General features: G+C 71.7%; 11 protein-coding genes. 8 read left to right on the forward strand and 3 right to left on the reverse strand.

Features of this window, described 5'->3' with window-relative positions:
* Positions 1–62: 62 nt before the first annotated feature.
* Complete coding sequence (locus BDD16_RS01855) at positions 63–1,919, forward strand: SulP family inorganic anion transporter (protein WP_179632366.1); 1,857 nt, start codon at positions 63–65, stop codon at positions 1,917–1,919.
* Here BDD16_RS01855 and BDD16_RS01860 read toward each other — a convergent pair.
* Positions 1,879–2,820, reverse strand: a complete 942-nt coding sequence (locus BDD16_RS01860; protein WP_179632367.1) for a CYTH domain-containing protein — start codon at positions 2,818–2,820, stop codon at positions 1,879–1,881. The genes BDD16_RS01855 and BDD16_RS01860 overlap by 41 nt on opposite strands.
* Before the next feature lie 55 nt (positions 2,821–2,875).
* Here BDD16_RS01860 and BDD16_RS01865 point away from each other — a divergent pair, with 55 nt between their 5' ends.
* The 5 genes from BDD16_RS01865 to BDD16_RS01885 all read left to right on the forward strand — a co-directional run bounded on the left by BDD16_RS01865 (position 2,876) and on the right by BDD16_RS01885 (position 9,278).
* Positions 2,876–3,076, forward strand: a complete 201-nt coding sequence (locus BDD16_RS01865) for a DUF3460 family protein (protein ID WP_179632368.1) — start codon at positions 2,876–2,878, stop codon at positions 3,074–3,076.
* A gap of 1 nt (position 3,077) precedes the next feature.
* Positions 3,078–3,902, forward strand: a complete 825-nt coding sequence (locus tag BDD16_RS01870) for a segregation and condensation protein A (RefSeq protein ID WP_179632369.1) — start codon at positions 3,078–3,080, stop codon at positions 3,900–3,902.
* A gap of 56 nt (positions 3,903–3,958) precedes the next feature.
* Positions 3,959–4,870, forward strand: a complete 912-nt coding sequence (locus BDD16_RS01875; RefSeq protein WP_179632370.1) for a Dyp-type peroxidase — start codon at positions 3,959–3,961, stop codon at positions 4,868–4,870.
* Positions 4,871–4,998: 128 nt separating this feature from the next.
* A complete protein-coding gene (locus tag BDD16_RS01880) occupies positions 4,999–6,390 on the forward strand; it encodes a FecR family protein (protein ID WP_179632371.1) in 1,392 nt (463 codons plus the stop codon).
* Positions 6,387–9,278, forward strand: coding sequence for an EAL domain-containing protein (locus tag BDD16_RS01885; RefSeq protein ID WP_179632372.1), 2,892 nt, complete (start codon positions 6,387–6,389; stop codon positions 9,276–9,278). The genes BDD16_RS01880 and BDD16_RS01885 overlap by 4 nt, the downstream gene beginning before the upstream one ends.
* Here the strand turns inward: BDD16_RS01885 and BDD16_RS01890 are convergent.
* A complete protein-coding gene (locus BDD16_RS01890) occupies positions 9,226–10,203 on the reverse strand; it encodes a GMP reductase (protein ID WP_179632373.1) in 978 nt (325 codons plus the stop codon). The two genes, BDD16_RS01885 and BDD16_RS01890, sit on opposite strands and share 53 nt — an antisense overlap.
* A 298-nt stretch (positions 10,204–10,501) precedes the next feature.
* Here BDD16_RS01890 and BDD16_RS01895 point away from each other — a divergent pair, with 298 nt between their 5' ends.
* Complete coding sequence (locus BDD16_RS01895) at positions 10,502–11,476, forward strand: caspase family protein (RefSeq protein WP_179632374.1); 975 nt, start codon at positions 10,502–10,504, stop codon at positions 11,474–11,476.
* Positions 11,477–11,498: 22 nt separating this feature from the next.
* The gene (locus tag BDD16_RS01900; RefSeq protein ID WP_179632375.1) at positions 11,499–17,306 is read left to right on the forward strand and encodes a CHAT domain-containing protein; all 5,808 of its coding nucleotides are present in this window, start codon (positions 11,499–11,501) and stop codon (positions 17,304–17,306) included.
* Here the strand turns inward: BDD16_RS01900 and BDD16_RS01905 are convergent.
* Entirely contained in the window at positions 17,269–18,546 is a 1,278-nt protein-coding gene (locus BDD16_RS01905) for a hypothetical protein (RefSeq protein ID WP_179632376.1), read from the reverse strand. The genes BDD16_RS01900 and BDD16_RS01905 overlap by 38 nt on opposite strands.
* Positions 18,547–18,607 lie beyond the last annotated feature (61 nt).

Here is an 18,607-nt window from a genome sequence, read left to right on the forward strand (position 1 = left end):
TCCCGGCACACAACAGGCGCACACTCCAGCGCACGATGCCGGGAAACGGCACCCGTGATCCGATGGAGACTCCCCGCGTGCCGAACTGGTCCATCTTCCTGTCCAAGCCGGCGTGGTTGCAGCGCCTGCACCCGTTCCATCCACGCCTGCTGGACACCCTGCGCGCCGGCTATGGCCGCGAGCGCTTCCTGGCCGACCTGGGTGCGGGCGCGACGGTCGGCATCGTGGCGCTGCCGCTGGCGATGGCGTTTGCGATCGCCTCGGGGGTCAAGCCGGAACAGGGCCTCTACACCGCCATCATCGCGGGCTTCCTGATCTCCGCGCTGGGGGGCTCGGCCGTGCAGATCGGCGGGCCGGCCGGCGCCTTCATCGTCATCATCTACGGGATCATCGAGCGCTACGGCCTGCCGAACCTGCTGATCGCGACCATGCTGGCCGGCGTGCTGCTGTTCGCGATGGGGCTGCTCCGGCTCGGCGGCATGGTGCGCTACATCCCGGTGTCCATCGTCATCGGCTTCACCAACGGCATCGCGGTGCTGATCGCGCTGTCGCAGCTGCGGGACCTGTTCGGCCTGCGGATCGACAAGATGCCGGCCGACTTCTTCGCCCAGATCCGCACGCTCTGGGCCCATGCCGACAGCTTCAACCCCTGGGCGTTCGCGCTGGGCATGGTGTGCCTGGTGGGTCTGTTCGTGTGGATGAAGCTGTTCAAGCCCGGCACGATCCTGCCCACGCAACTGGTCGAGGGACGCAGCGCCCGCGTCATCTCGCGCGTGCCGGGGCCGATCGTCGCGCTGATCTCGCTGACGCTGGTGAGCACGCTGTTCAACCTGCCGGTCGAGACGATCGGCTCGCGCTTCGGCGGCATTCCGCAGGCACTGCCGGCGTTCGAACTACCCGATTTCACCTGGGCCACCGCCAAGCAGCTGCTGATGCCCACGCTGACCATCGCGCTGCTCGGGGCGATCGAGTCGCTGCTGTGCGCCCGGGTGGCCGACAACATGATCGACGCGCCCCGCCACGACCCGAACCAGGAGCTGATGGCGCAGGGCGTGGCCAACTTCGTCGTGCCGCTGTTCGGCGGCATCCCGGCCACCGGCACCATCGCGCGCACCGTCACCAATGTGCGCGCGGGGGCGGTCTCACCCGTGGCCGGCATGGTGCACGCGCTCGCGCTGCTGGCGATCATGCTGGTCGCGGCGCCGCTGGCGATGAACGTGCCGCTGGCGGTGCTGGCCGGCATCCTGCTGTTCGTGGCGTGGAACATGGGCGAGTGGCACGAGTTCGCGCGGCTGCGGCACTTCAAGCTGCCCTACCGCTCGGTGCTGCTCGGCACGTTTTTCCTCACCGTCATCTTCGACCTGACGATCGCGGTGGAGGTCGGGTTGCTGCTGGCCTGCGGCTTCTTCATCTGGCGCATGAGCCAGCTCTTCCAGGTCGAGCGGGTGTCGGCGGACACCGCGCCACCGCCCTCGCCACAGCCCTCGTCTTCGCCTTCGATGGCCTCGGCCAGCGGTGATTTCCAGGACACGCTGCCCCTGGCAGAACCGGGCGTCGAGGTGTTCAGCTTCTACGGCACGCTGTTCTTCGGCGCGGTCGGCAAGGTCGAATCCCTGCCCGATCGCCTGCACGCCGGCACCCGCGTCGTGGTGCTGGAGATGCACCGGCTGATCTCGGTCGACACCTCGGGCGTCGATGCGCTGGTGCAGCTGCACCGGCAGTTGCAGCGCCGTGGCGTGCGGCTGATCGTGGCGGCGCTCAACGAACAGCCCCGCTCGCTGCTGACCCGCTCCGGCTTCGACACGCTGCTGGGCGAACACGGCGTCGCGCCGACGCTCGCGGCCGCCCTCGAAGCCGCGCACCTGTACGTGGATCCGCTCAGCGGGCGTCCGCCGGCAGGCTCCACTCCAGCAGGCTGAGCCAGAGCGCCTGCGTCTCGGTGCGGCGCCAGATCGCGGCGTCGAACACCATCCCGGCCAGTGCGGCCACGGTGTCCGCCGCGCCTGCAGCCTGTGCTTCCGCCCGCAACGTCTGCGCCAGCACCCCCAGCGCCTGGGCCAGCGCCACCCGCTGGGCCGGCGAGGCCAGGTCGTCCGCCACATCGCCCACCAGCGCCAGCACCGGCGCCAGCGCCACGGCCACCTGCCGCGACCACGGCTGCGCCGCATCGACCGGGCGCACCGCCGGCACGTCGCCCTGCGTCACGCCACGCGCCAGCCGGTCGCCGCGCTCGGCCTTGCTGCGGGCATCGAGCCAGAGCCCGAAGGCTTCGGTCCACAGGTAGGCCATCGACAGCAGGCCCGTGGGCGCGCCACGGACCAGCTCGAACTCGATCTCCCACACCGGCAGCGTCTGCCCGCCACCGGCGATCTGCCCGACGTCCAGCGCCAGCTCGACCACCGCGCCATCGGCCTCGACCTCGGCGTGGGTGCGGATGATGTCGGTGGAGAACTGCAGCACCAGATCGGCCGGCGTGCGGCCCGCGCTGTCCAGCAAGGCGAGCAGGGCCGCGCCGGCGGGCGTGCCGGCGTGGCGTTCCAGCGACAGTGCGGGGGCCGCGTCGCCGGAGTCGGTGCCGAGCGGCGCGTTGTGTTCCAGCCGGGTCATCAGGCCGTCGCCGCGGCCCTTGAGGGTCTGCACCCAGCCCTCGCCCTCCTGCCGCAGCCGCAGCGCGAAGGCGGAGCGCGCCAGCAGGCGGTCGCCGGTGTCGAAGTAGCGGGCGCGCAGGCGGGTGGTCGCGCTCGCGGCGTCGCGCAGGGACTCGGACAGCGACGCACGGGATGCGGGGGGAATCTGGAATTTCAGTTCAATCTCTTGCATGGCAGCGCCTGTAAAATCAGGGGTTCACTCTATAGCGTCCGCCCGCTCACACACCATGCCGCTCTTCTGGAAGCACTACAAGTCCGAGACCACCCAGTTCATCGAGAGCCTGAAGCAGCAGGACCCGAAGCTGGAGCAGCGCCAGCGCGAAGGCCGTGCCCTGCTGTGGGACCGCGAGCAGAACCGCAGCGCCCAGGGCGAGTTCAACACCGCCACCGTGCCGCAGCAACCCTACGTCTACCAGACCAAGGCCTGACGTGACCCCGGATCCCGGCACCGCCGCGTCGGACACCGACCCGGCGGAGCTGGCGCTGGCCCGCCTGTACGGCGAGCCGCTGTTCGCGCTGCCGCAGGATCTCTACATCCCGCCCGAGGCGCTGGCCGTCTACCTCGACGCCTTCGAGGGCCCGCTGGACCTGCTGCTCTACCTGATCCGGCGCCAGAACTTCAACATCCTCGACATCCCGATGGCCGAGGTGACGCGCCAGTACCTGGCCTACGTCGACCAGCTGCGCGAACACCACCTCGAACTCGCCGCCGAGTACCTGCTGATGGCGGCGATGCTCATCGAGATCAAGTCGCGCATGCTGCTGCCGCCGCGCCAGGTGGCGGCCGATCAGGAAGCCGCCGATCCGCGGGCCGAGCTGGTGCGGCGCCTGCTGGAGTACGAGCGCATCAAGCTCGGCGCGCTGAAGATCGACCAGCTGCCGCTCGTCGGGCGCGACCTGCTCGCCGCGGCAGTGCACATCGAGCAGGCCCTGGAGCCGCGCCTGCCCGACGTCAGCCCGATCGACCTGCGCAATGCCTGGGCCGACGTGCTCCAGCGCGCCAAGCTGACCCAGCGCCACCACATCGGCCGCGAGGCGCTGTCCGTGCGCGAGCACATGACGCTGGTGCTGCGCGCGCTGCAGGGCCGGCGCTTCGTCGAGTTCCACGAGCTGTTCGACGCCACGCGCGGCGTGCCGGTGCTGGTCGTGACCTTCATCGCCATGCTGGAACTGGCCCGCGAGCGCCTGCTGGAGATCACCCAGGCCGAGGCCTTCGCGCCCATCTACGTGCGGCTGACCTACACCCCGTCCTGAGCGGACCTCGCCCTGCGCCCCCTACACTCCGCTGAAAACCCTTCAGGAGTGTGCAGATGTCCACGATCCAAGCCGGCATTGCGGCCCGCGTCCCCGCCCACGGCCGCTACCTCAGCCTGGCCTTGCGCCCGGACGCCGATGCCGCCGTGCGCACCACCCTGCAGGCCCTGGCCGCCGAAGTCGACGGGCTGCACACCGTCGTCGGGCTGGGCGCCACGCTGGTCGCACGGCTGGACGCCGCCGTGCCCGGCCTGCGCAGCTTCAGCGCGCCGCCGGCCAGCCGGGTCGATCTGCCGGCCACGCCCGCCGAGCTGTGGCTGTGGCTGCGCAGCGAGGACGATCCCGGCGCACTGCTGCAGCGGAGCCGCGCACTGGCCCGCCTGCTGGCGCCCGCCTTCGATGTCACCCACGAACTCGCCGCCTTCCGCCACCAGGACGGCCGCGACCTGACCGGCTACGAGGACGGCACCGAGAACCCCACCGGCCGCGACATGGTCGACACCATCGGCGTGCAGGGCCAGGGGCCGGGGCTGGACGGCGGCAGCTTCGTCGCCGTGCAGCAATGGGAGCATGCGCTGGAGCGCTTCGACCGGTTCGACCGCCCCACGCAGGACCGCATGATCGGCCGCCGCCGCGACGACAACGTCGAACTCGACGACGCACCCCCCAGCGCCCACGTGCAGCGCACCGCGCAGGAGAGCTTCTCCCCGGAAGCCTTTGTCGTGCGGCGCTCGATGCCGTGGATCGAGGGCGCGCGCTGCGGCCTGCACTTCACGGCCTTCGCCACCGGCTTCGACGCCTTCGAGGCCCAGCTCGCCCGCATGGCAGGGGTCGAGGACGGCGTAGTCGACGATCTCTTCCGTTTCAGCCAACCGGTCAGCGGGGCCTACTACTGGTGCCCGCCGGTGCAGGCGGGCCGGCTGGATCTGCGCCGGCTGTTCCAGAACCAAGGGCACCCCCCGGCCTGATCTGCACAAGTGCGGCGTGAATTGCCGTATCCAGCCTTCAATCCAGCCCGGGCAAAGGCATAAGATGTCCGGAGCGAATCTGTCACTTCCGGAGTCTCCCTCCGGTGACCCGCTGACACCACGCTCCCATGACATTGCTTCCACGCCCGGCCGCCGCACTGCTGGCCCTGCTGCTGTCCGCAGCCGGGGGCGCCTCGTCGGCCACATCGGACGAGTTCCTGTACACGGTCCAGCCGGGTGACTCGGTCTGGTCACTCGCGGCGCGCTACCTGCACCAGCAGCACACGTGGCAGGACCTGCGGACGAACAACCAGCTGCGCAGCGACCGGCTGCAACCCGGCCAGGTGCTGCGCATTCCGCTGCCCTGGCTGCGCCTGACAACGCAGGAAGCGCGACTGGCCGCCCTCCGCGGCGACGTCATGCTCAACAGCGGCACCGGCTGGACTGCCGCCCGTGCCGACACCCCCCTGCCCCCGGGCACCTGGCTGCGCACCCCGGTCGACGGCACCGCGACACTGCAGATGCAGGACGGCACGCGGGTGCTGGTCCGCCCGTCCAGCGAGTTGCGCCTGATCCCGCTCGACCGGGCGCAGCAAGAAGCGTGGATCCGGGCACAGTCGGCCAGCAGCCCGGGACCAGCCCCCCGCGCAGGCACCGCGCCCGTGCGCATCGAACTGCTGCGGGGCGGGCTGGAGAGTGCCGTGCAGCCGCAGCCAGACCACAGCCGCTTCGAGATCCGCACGCCTTCGGCCGTGACGACCGTGCGGGGCACCGAATTCCGGGTGTCTGCCGATGCGGACAGCACACGGGCCGAGGTCGTGCATGGCCGGGTCGATTTTGGCAACACGCTCGGCGAGGTGCCCCTGGAGACCGCCACCGGCTCCCGCGCCGACCAGGGTCTGCAGCCGGTGGCCGCCGTGCCGCTGCTGCCGGCACCGGAACTGGAGACCGCCCCGGATCCGCTGTCCACCGAGCAGGTCCGCGCACTGCGCTGGCCGCCGGTGGCCGGTGCCGTGGCCTACCGCGTGCAGTGGTTCGGCGACGATGCCTCGGCCAGCCTGCTCCACGAATCGGTGCAGCCAACCGCCGGACCGGGGGTCCCCGCGCTCGCCGATGGCACCTACCAGCTCCGCGTGCGGGCGATTGATGCCATCGGCCTCGAAGGCTTGCCTGGCGCCCGCACGCTCACGCTCTTCACGCCACCACCGCCGCCGCCGCCACCGCCTCCTGCGCCCCGGACCCCGCAGTTCAGCACCCACTGGCTGGACAACCGCATCGAACTGCGCTGGGCCCCGGTCGATCCGCAAGCGTGTGTGCAGGTGCAGATCGCCGAGGATGGGGCCTTCGAGCGGGTCGTGCTGGATGAGCTGACACCCCGAGAGGGGCTGAACCTGCCTGCGCCGCTTCGGCCCGGGCCTTACCACGTACGCGTTCGAGTGCTGCTGGCCGATGGTGGTCGCAGCGGGTGGTCCGAGCCGCGCGCCTTCGACCTTCGCTCGTCCCAGGAGCCCCCGCCGTGACCCACCCCCCCCCTTTCGCCCGGCAAACCCTGTCGCTCCGGCTGGTGTCTGCCCCCTGGTGGTTCGCGGCCATGCTGACCGCCTTGCTCCTGCTGGGCGCCCGCCCGCTGGTCGACCGGTTCGACCTGGCCGTGCACGATCTGCTGTCCCGCGACGTGATCGAGCCGCTGTCCAGGCCGACGCCACCGGCGGACAGCCTCGTGGTCGCCATCGACGATGCCAGCCTGCAGGCACTCGGCCGCTGGCCCTGGCCGCGCCAGCGCCACGCCGAGCTGATCGACGTGCTGCGCAGCGCCGGCACGCAGGCGGTCGGCTACAACGTGCTGTTCACCGAACCGTCCACGGATCCGGCCGAGGATGCACGGCTGGCCGAAGCGATCGCCGCGCACGGCCAGATCGTGCTGCCCGTCGTGCCGGGCGACCGGCTGGACGGCACGCCGGCGCGCGTGCTGCAGCCCATGCCGGCACTCGCCAAGGTGGCCGCCGCACTCGGTCACGCCGAATCGCCGATCGATCTGGACGGTCAGGTGCGCCGCATCGCGCTGGTCGCCGGCAGCGGCCCGACCGCCTGGGAAGCGCTGCCACTGGCCGTGCAGCGGGTGAGCGCGCCACGCGCCAGCCTGCTCTCCGACACCGATGCCCGTCGCCACGGCACCGATCCGTGGTGGCGCGAGCGGGTGCAGCTCCTGCCCTTCGGCAACCACCCGGTCTCGCAGATCTCCGCCTCCGAACTGCTGCGCGATCCCAGTCTGGTGACCTTGCTGACCGGGCGCGTGGTCTGGGTCGGCGTCACCGCGCAGGGCATCGACCCGATGGTGACCGTTCCCGGTGCACGCGGCAGCATGGCGCTGAGCACCGTGCAGTGGCAGGCGCAGGTGCACCAGGCCATGGACCGCAACCGCATGGTCACCCTGGCCAGCGAACCGGTCGTGCTGGCTGCCAACGTGCTGCCGCTGGTGTTCGCGGCCCTGTTCGGGCGGCGGCTGATGCGGTCGCTGGGCGTGCGGCTCCAGGCCATGCTGTGGCTGCTGCCGCTGCCACTGCTGGTCCAGGGGATCGCGCTGGTCTGGGGCCAGGTCTGGCTGCCGCTGGGAGCGATGGTGCTGGGCTGGACGATCGCGCTGCTGCTCGGCCGGACACTCGAACTGCGCAACACCCGCATCGCCCTGCGCCGCGAGCGCGGTCTGGCCGAGGTCACGCTGCAGGCCATCACCGACGCGGTGATCACGCTCGACCACAGCCGCCGGGTCCGTTACCTCAATGCCAGCGCGGAACGTCTGGCGCTCCCGCACACACCGGACGCTGCACGGAACCAGACCATCGAGTCGGTACTGCGCCTGGAAGCACCCGATGCGCAGATCCTGCTGCAGGCCATTGGCGATTGCCAGACGCAGCACCGGGTCGTGCACATCGAGGTGGCGCTGCACGTCAGGACGAACGATGGCGAACACCTCGTGCAGGCCGTCATCAGCCCGATGGGCCCCGCAGGCGATGCGCGGAGCGGTGTCGTGGTCGTGCTGGCCGACGTCACCGCCACGGCCCGCGCCGAACAGCTGGTCGAGCACGGCAGCACCCACGACGGCCTCACCGGGCTGCCCAACCGCGTGCTGCTGACCGACCTGCTGGCGCACGCCCTCGCCCACGGCCGCCACCAGAGCCAGGCCCTGGCGGTGCTGTTCATCGACCTCGACCGCTTCGGCCGCATCAACGACAGCCTCGGCCAGCGCCAGGGCGACGAGGTGCTGGAAGTCATCGCCGCCCGGCTGCGCCGCGTCTTCCGCGCCCACGACACCATCGCCCGCTGGGGCAGCGACCAGTTCGTCGTGCTGATCGAGGACGTGACCTCGCGCGAAGTCGTGGCCGCGCTCGCCTCGCAGCTCATCGACGTGGTCGCCCGCGACCTGCGCGTGGACGAGGTGTCCATCGCCTGCACCTGCAGCATCGGCATCGCGCTCTCGCCCGATGACGCGCAGACCACCGACGGCCTGCTGACGATGTCCGAGGCCGCCATGATGCGGGCCAAGGCGGCCGGTGGCGGGCGCTTCGAGTTCTACACCTCCGGCATGTCCACGCTGACCCGCGACTGGCTCGCGCTGGAGAACCGGCTGCGCCAGGCGCTCGATGCCGGCGAGTTCGTGCTGCACTACCAGATCCAGACCGACCTGCGCTCCGGGCGCCCGATCGGACTGGAAGCCCTGCTGCGCTGGCGGCAGGAGGACGGCGAGCTGTGGGCACCGGCGCGCTTCCTGTCGATCACCGAGGAAACCGGGCTCATCGTGGCCGTGGGCAACTGGGTGATCCGCGAAGCCACCCAGCAGCTGCGGCGCTGGATCGACGCCGGCGTCACGCCGGTGCCGGTGTCGGTCAACGTCTCGGCCCGCCAGTGCATGGACTCGCACCTGATCGACGTGATCGCCGGAGCGCTGAAGGAGGCGAACGTGCCGGCCTCGCTGCTCAAGGTCGAGATCACCGAGAGCACCGCGATGGCCGACCTCGACCACCTGCGCCAGCTGCTGCTGCAGCTGCGCCAGCTTGGCGTGGCCATCGCGCTGGACGACTTCGGCACCGGCTTCTCCTCGCTGGCCCACCTCAAGCGCTTCCCGGTCGATCAGATCAAGATCGACCCGAGCTTCATCGCCGACATCCACCGCGACCCGAACGGTGCGGCCATCGTGCGCGCGACCATCGCGCTGGCCCATGGGCTGGGGGTGCCGGTGGTGGCGGAGGGCGTCGAGAACGAGGCCCAGATCCGCTTCCTGCGCGAGCACCGCTGCGACATCGTGCAGGGCTACCTCTACGGTCGCCCCGGCAGCCCGGACGCCATCCGGGAGGTGCTCACATCAGCAGATGTTCCCCCGCATTATCTCCACCCAGAATCACATAGTTGACGCGGCGGATGTCCTGCAGCCGGGTGCCCCCGGCGTAGGAGATGGAGCTTTGCAGGTCCTCGCGCATCTCGCGCAGCGTGTCGGCCAGCTGGCCTTTCACCGGCTCCAGGATGCGCTTGCCCTCGACGTGGCGGTACTCGCCCTTGTTGAAGTCGCTGGCCGAGCCGTAGTACTCCTTGTAGAGCTGGCCATCGACCTCGACCGTCTGCCCCGGTGACTCCGCGTGGCCCGCGAACAGCGAGCCGATCATCACCATCGCCGCCCCGAAGCGCACGCTCTTGGCGATGTCGCCGTGGTGGCGGATGCCGCCGTCCGCGATCATCGGCTTGGTCGCCACGCGCGCGCACCACTTCAGCGCCGAGAGCTGCCAGCCGCCGGTGCCGAAGCCGGTCTTCAGCCGCGTGATGCAGACCTTGCCGGGGCCGATGCCGATCTTGGTCGCGTCCGCGCCCCAGGCTTCGAGGTCGATCACCGCCTCGGGCGTGCCGACGTTGCCGGCGATCACGAAGGTGTTCGGCAGCTTGGCCTTGATGTGCTCGATCATGCGGCGCACGCTGTCGGCGTGGCCGTGGGCGATGTCGATGGTGATGTAGTCGGCGCCCACGCCCTCGGCGGCGAGCTGGTCGACCACCGCCATGTCGGCGGGTTTCACGCCCGAGCTGATCGAGACGAACAGTCCCTGCGCCCGCATCGAACGCGCGAAGGCGACGTTGTCCAGGTCAAAGCGGTGCATCACGTAGAAGTAGCCGTTCGCGGCCAGCCAGGCGGCCAGCGGCGCATCCAGCACCGTCTTCATGTTGGCGGGCACGACCGGCAGGTGGAAGCGGCGACCGCCGAACTCCACCGCGGTGTCGCATTCGCTGCGGCTGTCCACGCGGCAGCGGCGGGGCAGGAGCAGCACGTTGTCGTAGTCGAAGATGTCCATGGGGAAAAGGCTCTCGGAGACGCGGGCCGCGGGAGGCAGTGCGGCCACGAAGCTGCGAGCGCTTGACCTGGGACCCGGTCAGCAGACCGGGCCGCAGAATTTGGGCCCGGTGACCGATTCTACGCGGCGTCCAGGCGGTGAAACCCCGGAGTTCATCGGGCGGATTCCCGTGAAATTTGCACGCACGGCAGGTCGGACGTCATTCATTCGACTATGGACTTCCGGCACACGGCGCATTCAACTCGTTTCACTTCCGGCACGCCCTGCCGGAGTCCGTTCCACCTGCTGACCTGCTGCCATGACCTCCTCCGAACAAGCTCCCGCCGCCACGCCCAAGAAGACCTCCAGGACCACCAGCAAGACCGCCGCGACCAAGGCCACGGTCAAACCCAAGCCGGTCGCGCAGTCGCTGCACATCGGCCTGAACGCCGTCAGCCCGGCGCACTACGGCGGCTGGAGCGGCGATCTCGCCGCCTGCGAGGCCGATGCCGCCGACATGCAGGCCATCGCCAAGGCCAAGGGCATGAAGCCGACCGTGCTGCTGACCGCCAAGGCCACCCGTGCGGCGGTGCTGGCCGCCCTGCGCGCCGCCGCCAAGGCCCTCAAGCGGGGTGATTTCTTCTTCCTGACCTACTCCGGCCATGGGGGCCAGGTGGCCGACGTGACCGGCGAGGAGCTCGACCGCAAGGACGAGACCTGGTGCCTCTTCGACAGCCAGCTCATCGACGACGAGCTGTACCTGGAGCTGAGCCGCTTCGCCGCCGGCGTGCGCATCCTCGTGCTCTCGGACAGCTGCCACAGCGGCACCGTGGTGCGCGAGGTCGTGCCCGTGCATGCGGCGAATGGCGCCGGACGGCCGCGCATGATGCCGCCGGCCATCGCGCTGCGCACCTACCGCGACCACCAGGCCTTCTACGACGGCCTGCAGCGCGAGGTCGCCGCACAGGCCGGCAAGGCGGGTGTCATCGACCCGGACAGCGCGCTCGCGCAGGTCGCGGTCGACAGCAGCCGCCTCACCGCGGTGGTCAGCACCTTCGCCCCGGCCGTGATCCTGATCTCGGGCTGCCAGGACAACCAGACCTCGATGGACGGCGACTTCAACGGCGCCTTCACCGGGCGGCTGCTGCAGGTGTGGAACAACGGCGGCTTCACCGGCAACTACACCCAGTTCCGCAACGTGATCGTCGCCGGGCTGCCCGCGACCCAGACGCCGAACCTGTTCGTGCTGGGCAGCGCTGCGGGCTTCCTCACCCAGCGGCCGTTCACGGTCTGACCTGCACGCGCCGGGGGCCGCCATGGAGTTCCGCGCACAACCCGGGACGCCCGCCCTGCCGGCGCTGCTGCGTGCACCGCAGCAGCCAGGTGCGGCCCACCCTGCCGGCGTTGCTGCGGTCGAGGACGACCGCTGGATGCCCCCCGGCTACCTGCGCGCGCACCTGAGCCTGGCGGTCGCCTGCCCGTCCGACGCGCCGCTGCACACCCTCGATCCGGACACCGTGCCGGCGGACGCCCCGGACGGACGCACCCTGCTGGCGCTCGTCCTGGCCGACGGCAGCACCTGGCTCACCACCGCGGCGCGGCTCGGCGCGTGCCTGAACGCGCACCACCCGACCCTCGCCGATGCGAACGGCGTGTGGCGACTGGACCGGCTCACCCTGCCGAACATCCCCCCCGCCGGGCCACGCCCGTCCGACGCACCGCCGAGCCCGGTGATCGCGCAGGTGCACGTGGCCATCGCCGGCGGATTGCCGCCAGAGCTCGACCGTCTGGTCGACGCCATCGGCCACGGGGCGCAGGCCTTGGTGCGCGCCATCGAGGCACCGCTGGCACCGGGTCTCTACCGCTGGGACGGACGGGCGCTCGGTCGGCGTGCCAGCGGCCTGAGCACCGAGCAGCCGATGCTCGTGTTCATCCACGACCTGGGCTCGGACACCGCGGGCAGCTTCGCCGAACTGGCCAGCCGCGACCGCGTGCTCTGGGCCGGGCTGGAGCGCCGCTACAGCGGCGGCATCTGGGCGCTGGAGCACCGCACGCTGTCCGACAGCCCGCTGCGCAATGCGATCGACCTGCTCGACGCCCTGCCCGTGGGCGCCCGGGTCAGCCTCGTGACCCATGGGCGCGGCGGACTGGTGGGCGACCTGCTGTGCCTGCGCGACATCGAGGCGGTGGTCGCGCAGTGTCTGCCCGAGGACGAACCGGCCACCGCCGCACAGCGGGCGCTGATGCACACGCTGGCCAGCCGCCTCGGCGCGCGCCAGCCGGTGGTGCAACGCTATGTCCGCATCGCCAGCCCCGCGGCCGGCTCGCTCTGGCTGGACGAGCACCCGGACCTGTTCCTGTCCCTGCTGCTGGGCCAGGTCGGTCAGGTGCCGCAGATGGCGGGGCGGCCGGTGCACACCGCGCTGCGGCGGGCGGTGATCGAGCTGGTCACGCGGCAGATCGATCTCCGCGAAGTGCCGGGCCTCGAAGCGCTGCTGCCGGCTGCGCCGCTGGCGCGGCTGCTGCTGCGCGCCCGGGTGCAGACCGGCATCGACATGGCCGTGATCGCCGGCGACACCGGAGGCGGCTCGCTGCTGCACCGGCTGGGCGCCTCGCTGAGCGACTGCCTGCGCTTCGACCAGAGCGAACACGACCTGCTGATCGGCACCGACGCGATGCTCGGCGGGGTGGCTGCGGCGGCGGATGCACAGGTGCTGCTCGACCGCGGCCGGCAGGTCGGGCACTGGCGCTACTTCACCAACGACAGCACGCGGCGCGCCACCTGCAACTGGCTCCTCGCAGCACAGCCCCGCGCCGAACCCGGCTGGACCCCGCTGACCGGCACCCCCCTGCCCGAGCCCCCTGCGACCGGCAGCCGCAGCGCGGCGGCGCCCCGCGCACCTGATCGCCGCGAACAGCCGGTCGTGCTGCTGCTGCCCGGGCTGATGGGCTCGCACCTGCGCGGCCCGGACGGGCAGCGGACCTGGTTCGATCCGCAGACGCTGCCGCTGGGCGGACTGCCGTCCATCACCTGGTCCCGGCAGCAGGTCGAGGCCGAGTCGCTGTTCGACGCGGTCCATGCCGATCTGGCCGCGCACCTGGCCGCCACGCACCGCGTCGAGACCTTCCCCTACGACTGGCGCCAGCCCCTCGACGTGCTCGCCGACCGGCTCGGCGAGCGCCTGACCGCCCTGCTGCGCGAGACCGACCGGCCGCTGCGGCTGCTGGCCCACGGGCTGGGCGGGCTGGTGGTGCGGGCCTGCATCCACCGGCGCCGTGCCGTGGTGGACGAACTGATGCAGCGCAACGGCGCCCGCCTCGTCCTGCTCGGCACGCCGCACCACGGCACCCACGCCGCCGTCGAGGCCCTGCTGGGCAAGTCGGCGGCGCTGCGCGGGCTGGTCTGGCGCGACACCGCGCAGCCGATGGACAGCGTGCTCGGCCTGCTGGCCGAGTTCCGCGGACTGCTGCAGCTGCTGCCCCGGCGCGGCTTCGACGAAGAGGACGCGGCCCATGCCGGCAACGCGCACGAACACCCGGATTTCCAGCGTGCCGACACCTGGGCCGCGCTGCGTCGGGCCAACCGGGACCGCTGGTTCGGTGACGGCCGGGGCGCCCTGCCGTCCCAGCGGGCGCTCGATGAAGGCAGCTGGCTCTGGCACCAGACCACCGAGTCGGGCGGCACCCTGCCGCCGGCCTACACCGACCGCACGGTCGCCGTCCACGGCATCGCCCGGCTCACACCCTGCGGCCTGCGCATCGAGAACGGGCGGCTGCAGATGGTCGGCACCACGCGCGGCGACGGCACGGTGACCTGGGCCTCGGGCCACCTCGACGGCATCGGCCGCCACTACTACCTCGCCGCCGAGCACGGGGAACTCACGACCTGCCGCGACGGTTTCCCCGCGCTGACCGAGCTGCTGGAGCGCGGCACCACCCGGCTGCTGCCCGGCACGCCGCCCGTGGCACGGGACGCGACCCCGGACGTCTCGACCCGCTACGACGCCGGCCCGCCCGAAGCGCTCGACACCGCACTGCTGATGCGCGGCCTGTCCGGCGGCACCCGCCGGCCGCGCCGCCCTGCCGTGCAGGCGCCGCGTTTGCCCACCCGGTCGATGACGGTGCAGGTGCGTGCCGGCGACCTGCGCTTCGTCAGCACGCCCCTGATGGTCGGCCACTACGAACACGACCCCATTGCCGGGCCGCAGCTGGTGGTGGACCGCGAACTGCTGGACGGCGCGCTCAGCGAGCGCTACCGCCTCGGGCTCTACGCCGGCCCGCGCGGCAGTGCCACCGTCGTCCTCTCGCCGCCCAACGACACCGAGCGCCGCCGCGGCAGCCTGCGCGGCGCCATCGTGGTCGGCCTCGGGCGCTACGACGGCGCGCTCGGTGCCCGCGAGCTGACAGAGTCGGTGCGCACCGGCGCGCTGCGCTACCTGATGCAGGCGCAGGACGTGCTCGGCAGCGCCGAGCGGGCGCTGTCGCTGAGCACGCTGCTGATCGGCTACAACTCCTCGCTCAACCTGACCGTGGCCGCGTCGGTGGAAGCCCTGGTGCGCGGCGTGCTGGAGGCCAACCAGCGCTTCGCCGAAACCGCCCGGGCGCGGCTGCACATCGAGCGGCTGGAGATCGTCGAGCTGTACATCGACACCGCCATCAGCGCCGTGCACGCGCTGCGGGACCTGTCCGCCACCCTCGCCCGCCAGGCCCGCCTGGCCGACCTCGCGCTGCACTGCCAGACCCGCCTCGTCGAAGGCGACGGCCTGCGCCCGCGGCTGGCCGACACGCGCAGTGCCAGCTACTGGCCGCGCCTGATCGTCACCGACGCCCGGGACGACGACCCCTGCACCCGCAGCACCCCGGTCGCTCCACGGACCGATGCCGACCCACCAGCCCGGGCCGAGCCGGGCCGCCCGCGCATGGCCGACTGCCTGAAGTTCCTCTACGTCGGCCAGCGCGCCCGGGCCGAATCGGTCGTGCAGCAGCGCCAGCCAGGGCTGATCGAGGCCATCGTCCAGCAGCACAACGGCAGCCCGGTCTGGAACGAGCACATCGGCCGGATGCTGTTCCACCTGATGGTGCCGAACGACTTCAAGGACACCGCCCGCCAGCTGGAGCGCATCGTGCTGGTGGTGGACGACACGACCGCCAACGTGCCCTGGGAGCTGCTCTACGCCCCCGACCCGGACGACGAGAAGACCTGCGTGCCGCTGTCGCTGCGCACCCCCGTCGTGCGCCAGCTCGACACCACCCAGTACCGGTCACGGGTGCGCCAGAGCCCGGGCCGCTCGGTGCTGATGATCGGCAACCCGAGCGTGCGCGGCTTTTCCACCGGCTTCCGCGGCCGCGACGGCAGCGCGCTGGCAGATCCGATCGACCTGCCCGGCGCCGAAGCCGAGGCCCGCGCGCTCACCCAGCTGATGGAAGGGCTGGGCCACACGGTCGTGCCGCTGATCGGTCCCGAAGCGGCCACCGCCACGCAGGTCCTCGGCTCGCTGCTCGGACAGCCCTTCCGCTTCGTCCACATCAGCGCCCACGGTGTCCACCAGCTGCAGCACCGGGACGGCGCCCTGCGCTCGGGGGTCGTGCTGTCGGACGGGCTGCTGATCACGGCAGCCGAGATCGAGGCCATGGAAGCCGTGCCGGAGCTGGTGTTCCTGAACTGCTGCCACCTCGGCGTGGTGGTGGGCGGCACACCGCAGGGCAACCGGCTGGCGGCCAGCCTGGCGCAGCACCTGATCGGCATCGGCGTGCGCTGCGTCGTGGTGGCCGGCTGGGCGGTGGACGACGCGCTGGCGGCGCAGTTCGGGCAGGTGTTCTACGAGGCCCTGCTGCGCGACAACCAGCCCTTCGGCGAAGCGGTCTTCCGCGCCCGCAAGGCCCTCTGGGACACGGCGCCGGACAACGTGACCTGGGGCGCCTTCCAGGCCTACGGCGATCCGGCCTGGCAGGCCGAGGCCGGCGGCAGCGAGCGCGGCAACGCCCCGGCGACCGAGACCCCGCCGGCCAGCGTCGAGGAGCTGCTGGACGAGCTGTCGCGCCACAGCGCGCAGGCCTCGCGGCGCATCTGCCTGCTCGACCCCGGCGTGCTGGCGGCGCAGCGCACGCAGCTGGCCACCTACATCGCGCAGCGGGTTCCCCCGGAATGGCAGGACGACCCGGTGATCCTGTCGGCACTCGGCACGACCTGGGCCGAACTCGACGCCCCGGAGCAGGCCTGCCTGGCCTACCGGGCCGCGCTGCAGCGCGAGGATCTGCGCGGCCGGGTGCCGGTGCGCGCCATCGAGCAGCTCGCGCTGATGGAGGCCCGCTGGGGCGAGCGCTCCGGCAACCCCGGTCTGGTCCGGCAGGCCTTGCGGCGCCTGAACGGCGTGCGCCGGGTCATCGGCCTGCACGACCGGACCCGCATGCCCGACAGCCCGGACCACTGCGCCATGGTCGGTGGCAGCCAGGTGCATCTGGCAAGCCTGCATGCGGCCCATGTGCTCCGGCACGCCGACAACCCGGCGCTGATCCGCAAGGACGGGCTGTCCATGCTCAATGCGCTGCAGGCAGCCATCAACGCCTACACGCAGGCAGAGGGCGGACAGGGCACCCGCCCCTTCTCGCCCTTCCACGCCATCAACCGGCTGTCGCTCGACGCCATCACGCCGTGGGAGAACGAAGAGGAGCGCATGGCCGCCCGGCGTCTGGCGACCGAGGCCGGCGAGGTCGCCGAGCGGCAGTTCGGAACCCGCGACAACTTCTGGAACGCGGTGATGGTGCCGGAGGCGCGGCTGGCCGAGGTGCTGCTGGATGGCGAACTCGGCAGGCCCGACACCCCCGTGCGGGACGATCTGCGGCGCGCCTACCAGGAGGCGCTGTCGAACCTGACCGTCAAGCCACGGCAGATCGACGCGGTGATGGCACGCCTGCGCACGCTGTCCTGCCTGTTCGATGCCATGGTGCTTTTCGACGCTGGCGGCAGCGCGGACGCACAGGTCCTGCGCCACTGGTGGACGGCCGAGCACCTGCTGACGCTGTGCGAGGGGCTGCTCCCCGGCAGCCAGCCGCGCCGCGACCGCCCCCCGCGACCACCACGCCCGCTCAGGCCGCCACCCGTTCCCGCTCCGCCGGCGCATTGACCCGCCGGTCCGGCACGCCCGGCGGCAGCTGCGCCGGAAACACCCGCCGCTCGCGCCGCTGCTCGTCGAGCAGCGCCTTCGCCTGGGCCACCCAGTTCTCGCGGTAGATGCGGCGACCGAAGCGCGGCAGGTGGCCCGCCACCCACTGCTGCTCGTCCGCCTTCCAGCCCGCGATCTGCCACAGGTACCAGACCCCGCAGCGGTTGAGCCAGACCTGGTTGGACGGGCCGACCCCCTTGATGCGCTGCAGGTTGTCGGGTGCAGGGCTGTCGGGCTGCCGCTCGAACGGCCGGGGCTCGCGCCCGCCGGACGGGCTCGCCTGCCCTGGCAACACCACATTGGCCGCCGGCACGGCCGTGGTGAAGGTGGTCAGCGCGGCTTGCGCGACCGGGCGCATCAGCGGCAGGCGGACCGGCTCGCGCGGCAGGCCCTGGCGCAACTCCTCCAGCTGGCGCTGCCCGATCGCCATCTGCTGCTCCAGCACATTGGCCCGGTGCTGCAGCGCGGCCTGCGCCGTGTCGGACTGGTCGAGCAGGTCCAGCAGCTTGCTCACCTCGTCCCGCAAGGCATCGCGCGCCTGGCAGACCTGCCGGTGCGCCTCGGCGTCCACCTGCAGGGCCTGGCGCTCGGGGGCCGGTTTCATCTGGGCGACCAGCAGGTCGGCACGGACCGCCGCCAGCAACTCGCTCAGCTCGTCGCACTGCACCCGCAGCGCCTGCACTTCGCGCCGGTGCGCCGCCCGCTCCCCACCCATCTGCCGCTCCAGCGCGAGCATCTGCTGGCACAGGGCCTGCTCGGCCTGGCAGTGGCCGGCGCGGGCGCCGTCCATCTCGCGGCGCAACCGCTCGATCGTCTGCAGACCCTCGTCGCGGGCCTCGGTCAGCGCCCGCAGGGCCTGGTCCGCCCGCACGGCGTCGTCCCGCAGCCAGGCCACCTCGGCGTCCAGGCTGTCGCGGTCCGCCTGGCTGCGCGCCAGCGCCTGCAGCGCCTCGTCGCAGGACTGGCCCAGCACCTGCACACGCGCCAGCGCATCGAGCCGGTCCGTCTCCGCCGCTTCCGACTGCTGCATGTGCTCCTCCAGCCAGCGGTCCTGCTCGGCCCAGCAGCGGCGATGCACGGCATCGATCTCGGCCAGCCGTGCCTGTCGTTCGCGCAGTGCCTGGAACAGCTGACCCAGCACCAGTCCGGTCAGACCCGCCAGCAACAGGTTCAACCACCACACCTGACCGATCACACCCATGGAACACCTCCTTGGCAAGAAAACGAGTTACGTTTTGTAACCACCTGCAATGTGCCTACTA

The organism is Sphaerotilus montanus (genome assembly GCF_013410775.1).
GTDB lineage: Bacteria > Pseudomonadota > Gammaproteobacteria > Burkholderiales > Burkholderiaceae_C > Sphaerotilus > Sphaerotilus montanus.

Excerpts from the sequence above, each read along its gene's own strand:
- BDD16_RS01855 (WP_179632366.1), top strand. The coding sequence starts at position 63 with ATGGAGACTCCCCGCGTGCCGAACTGGTCCATCTTCCTGTCCAAGCCG.
- BDD16_RS01860 (WP_179632367.1), bottom strand. The coding sequence starts at position 2,820 with ATGCAAGAGATTGAACTGAAATTCCAGATTCCCCCCGCATCCCGTGCG.
- BDD16_RS01865 (WP_179632368.1), top strand. The coding sequence starts at position 2,876 with ATGCCGCTCTTCTGGAAGCACTACAAGTCCGAGACCACCCAGTTCATC.
- BDD16_RS01875 (WP_179632370.1), top strand. The coding sequence starts at position 3,959 with ATGTCCACGATCCAAGCCGGCATTGCGGCCCGCGTCCCCGCCCACGGC.
- BDD16_RS01880 (WP_179632371.1), top strand. The coding sequence starts at position 4,999 with ATGACATTGCTTCCACGCCCGGCCGCCGCACTGCTGGCCCTGCTGCTG.
- BDD16_RS01890 (WP_179632373.1), bottom strand. The coding sequence starts at position 10,203 with ATGGACATCTTCGACTACGACAACGTGCTGCTCCTGCCCCGCCGCTGC.
- BDD16_RS01895 (WP_179632374.1), top strand. The coding sequence starts at position 10,502 with ATGACCTCCTCCGAACAAGCTCCCGCCGCCACGCCCAAGAAGACCTCC.
- BDD16_RS01900 (WP_179632375.1), top strand. The coding sequence starts at position 11,499 with ATGGAGTTCCGCGCACAACCCGGGACGCCCGCCCTGCCGGCGCTGCTG.
- BDD16_RS01905 (WP_179632376.1), bottom strand. The coding sequence starts at position 18,546 with ATGGGTGTGATCGGTCAGGTGTGGTGGTTGAACCTGTTGCTGGCGGGT.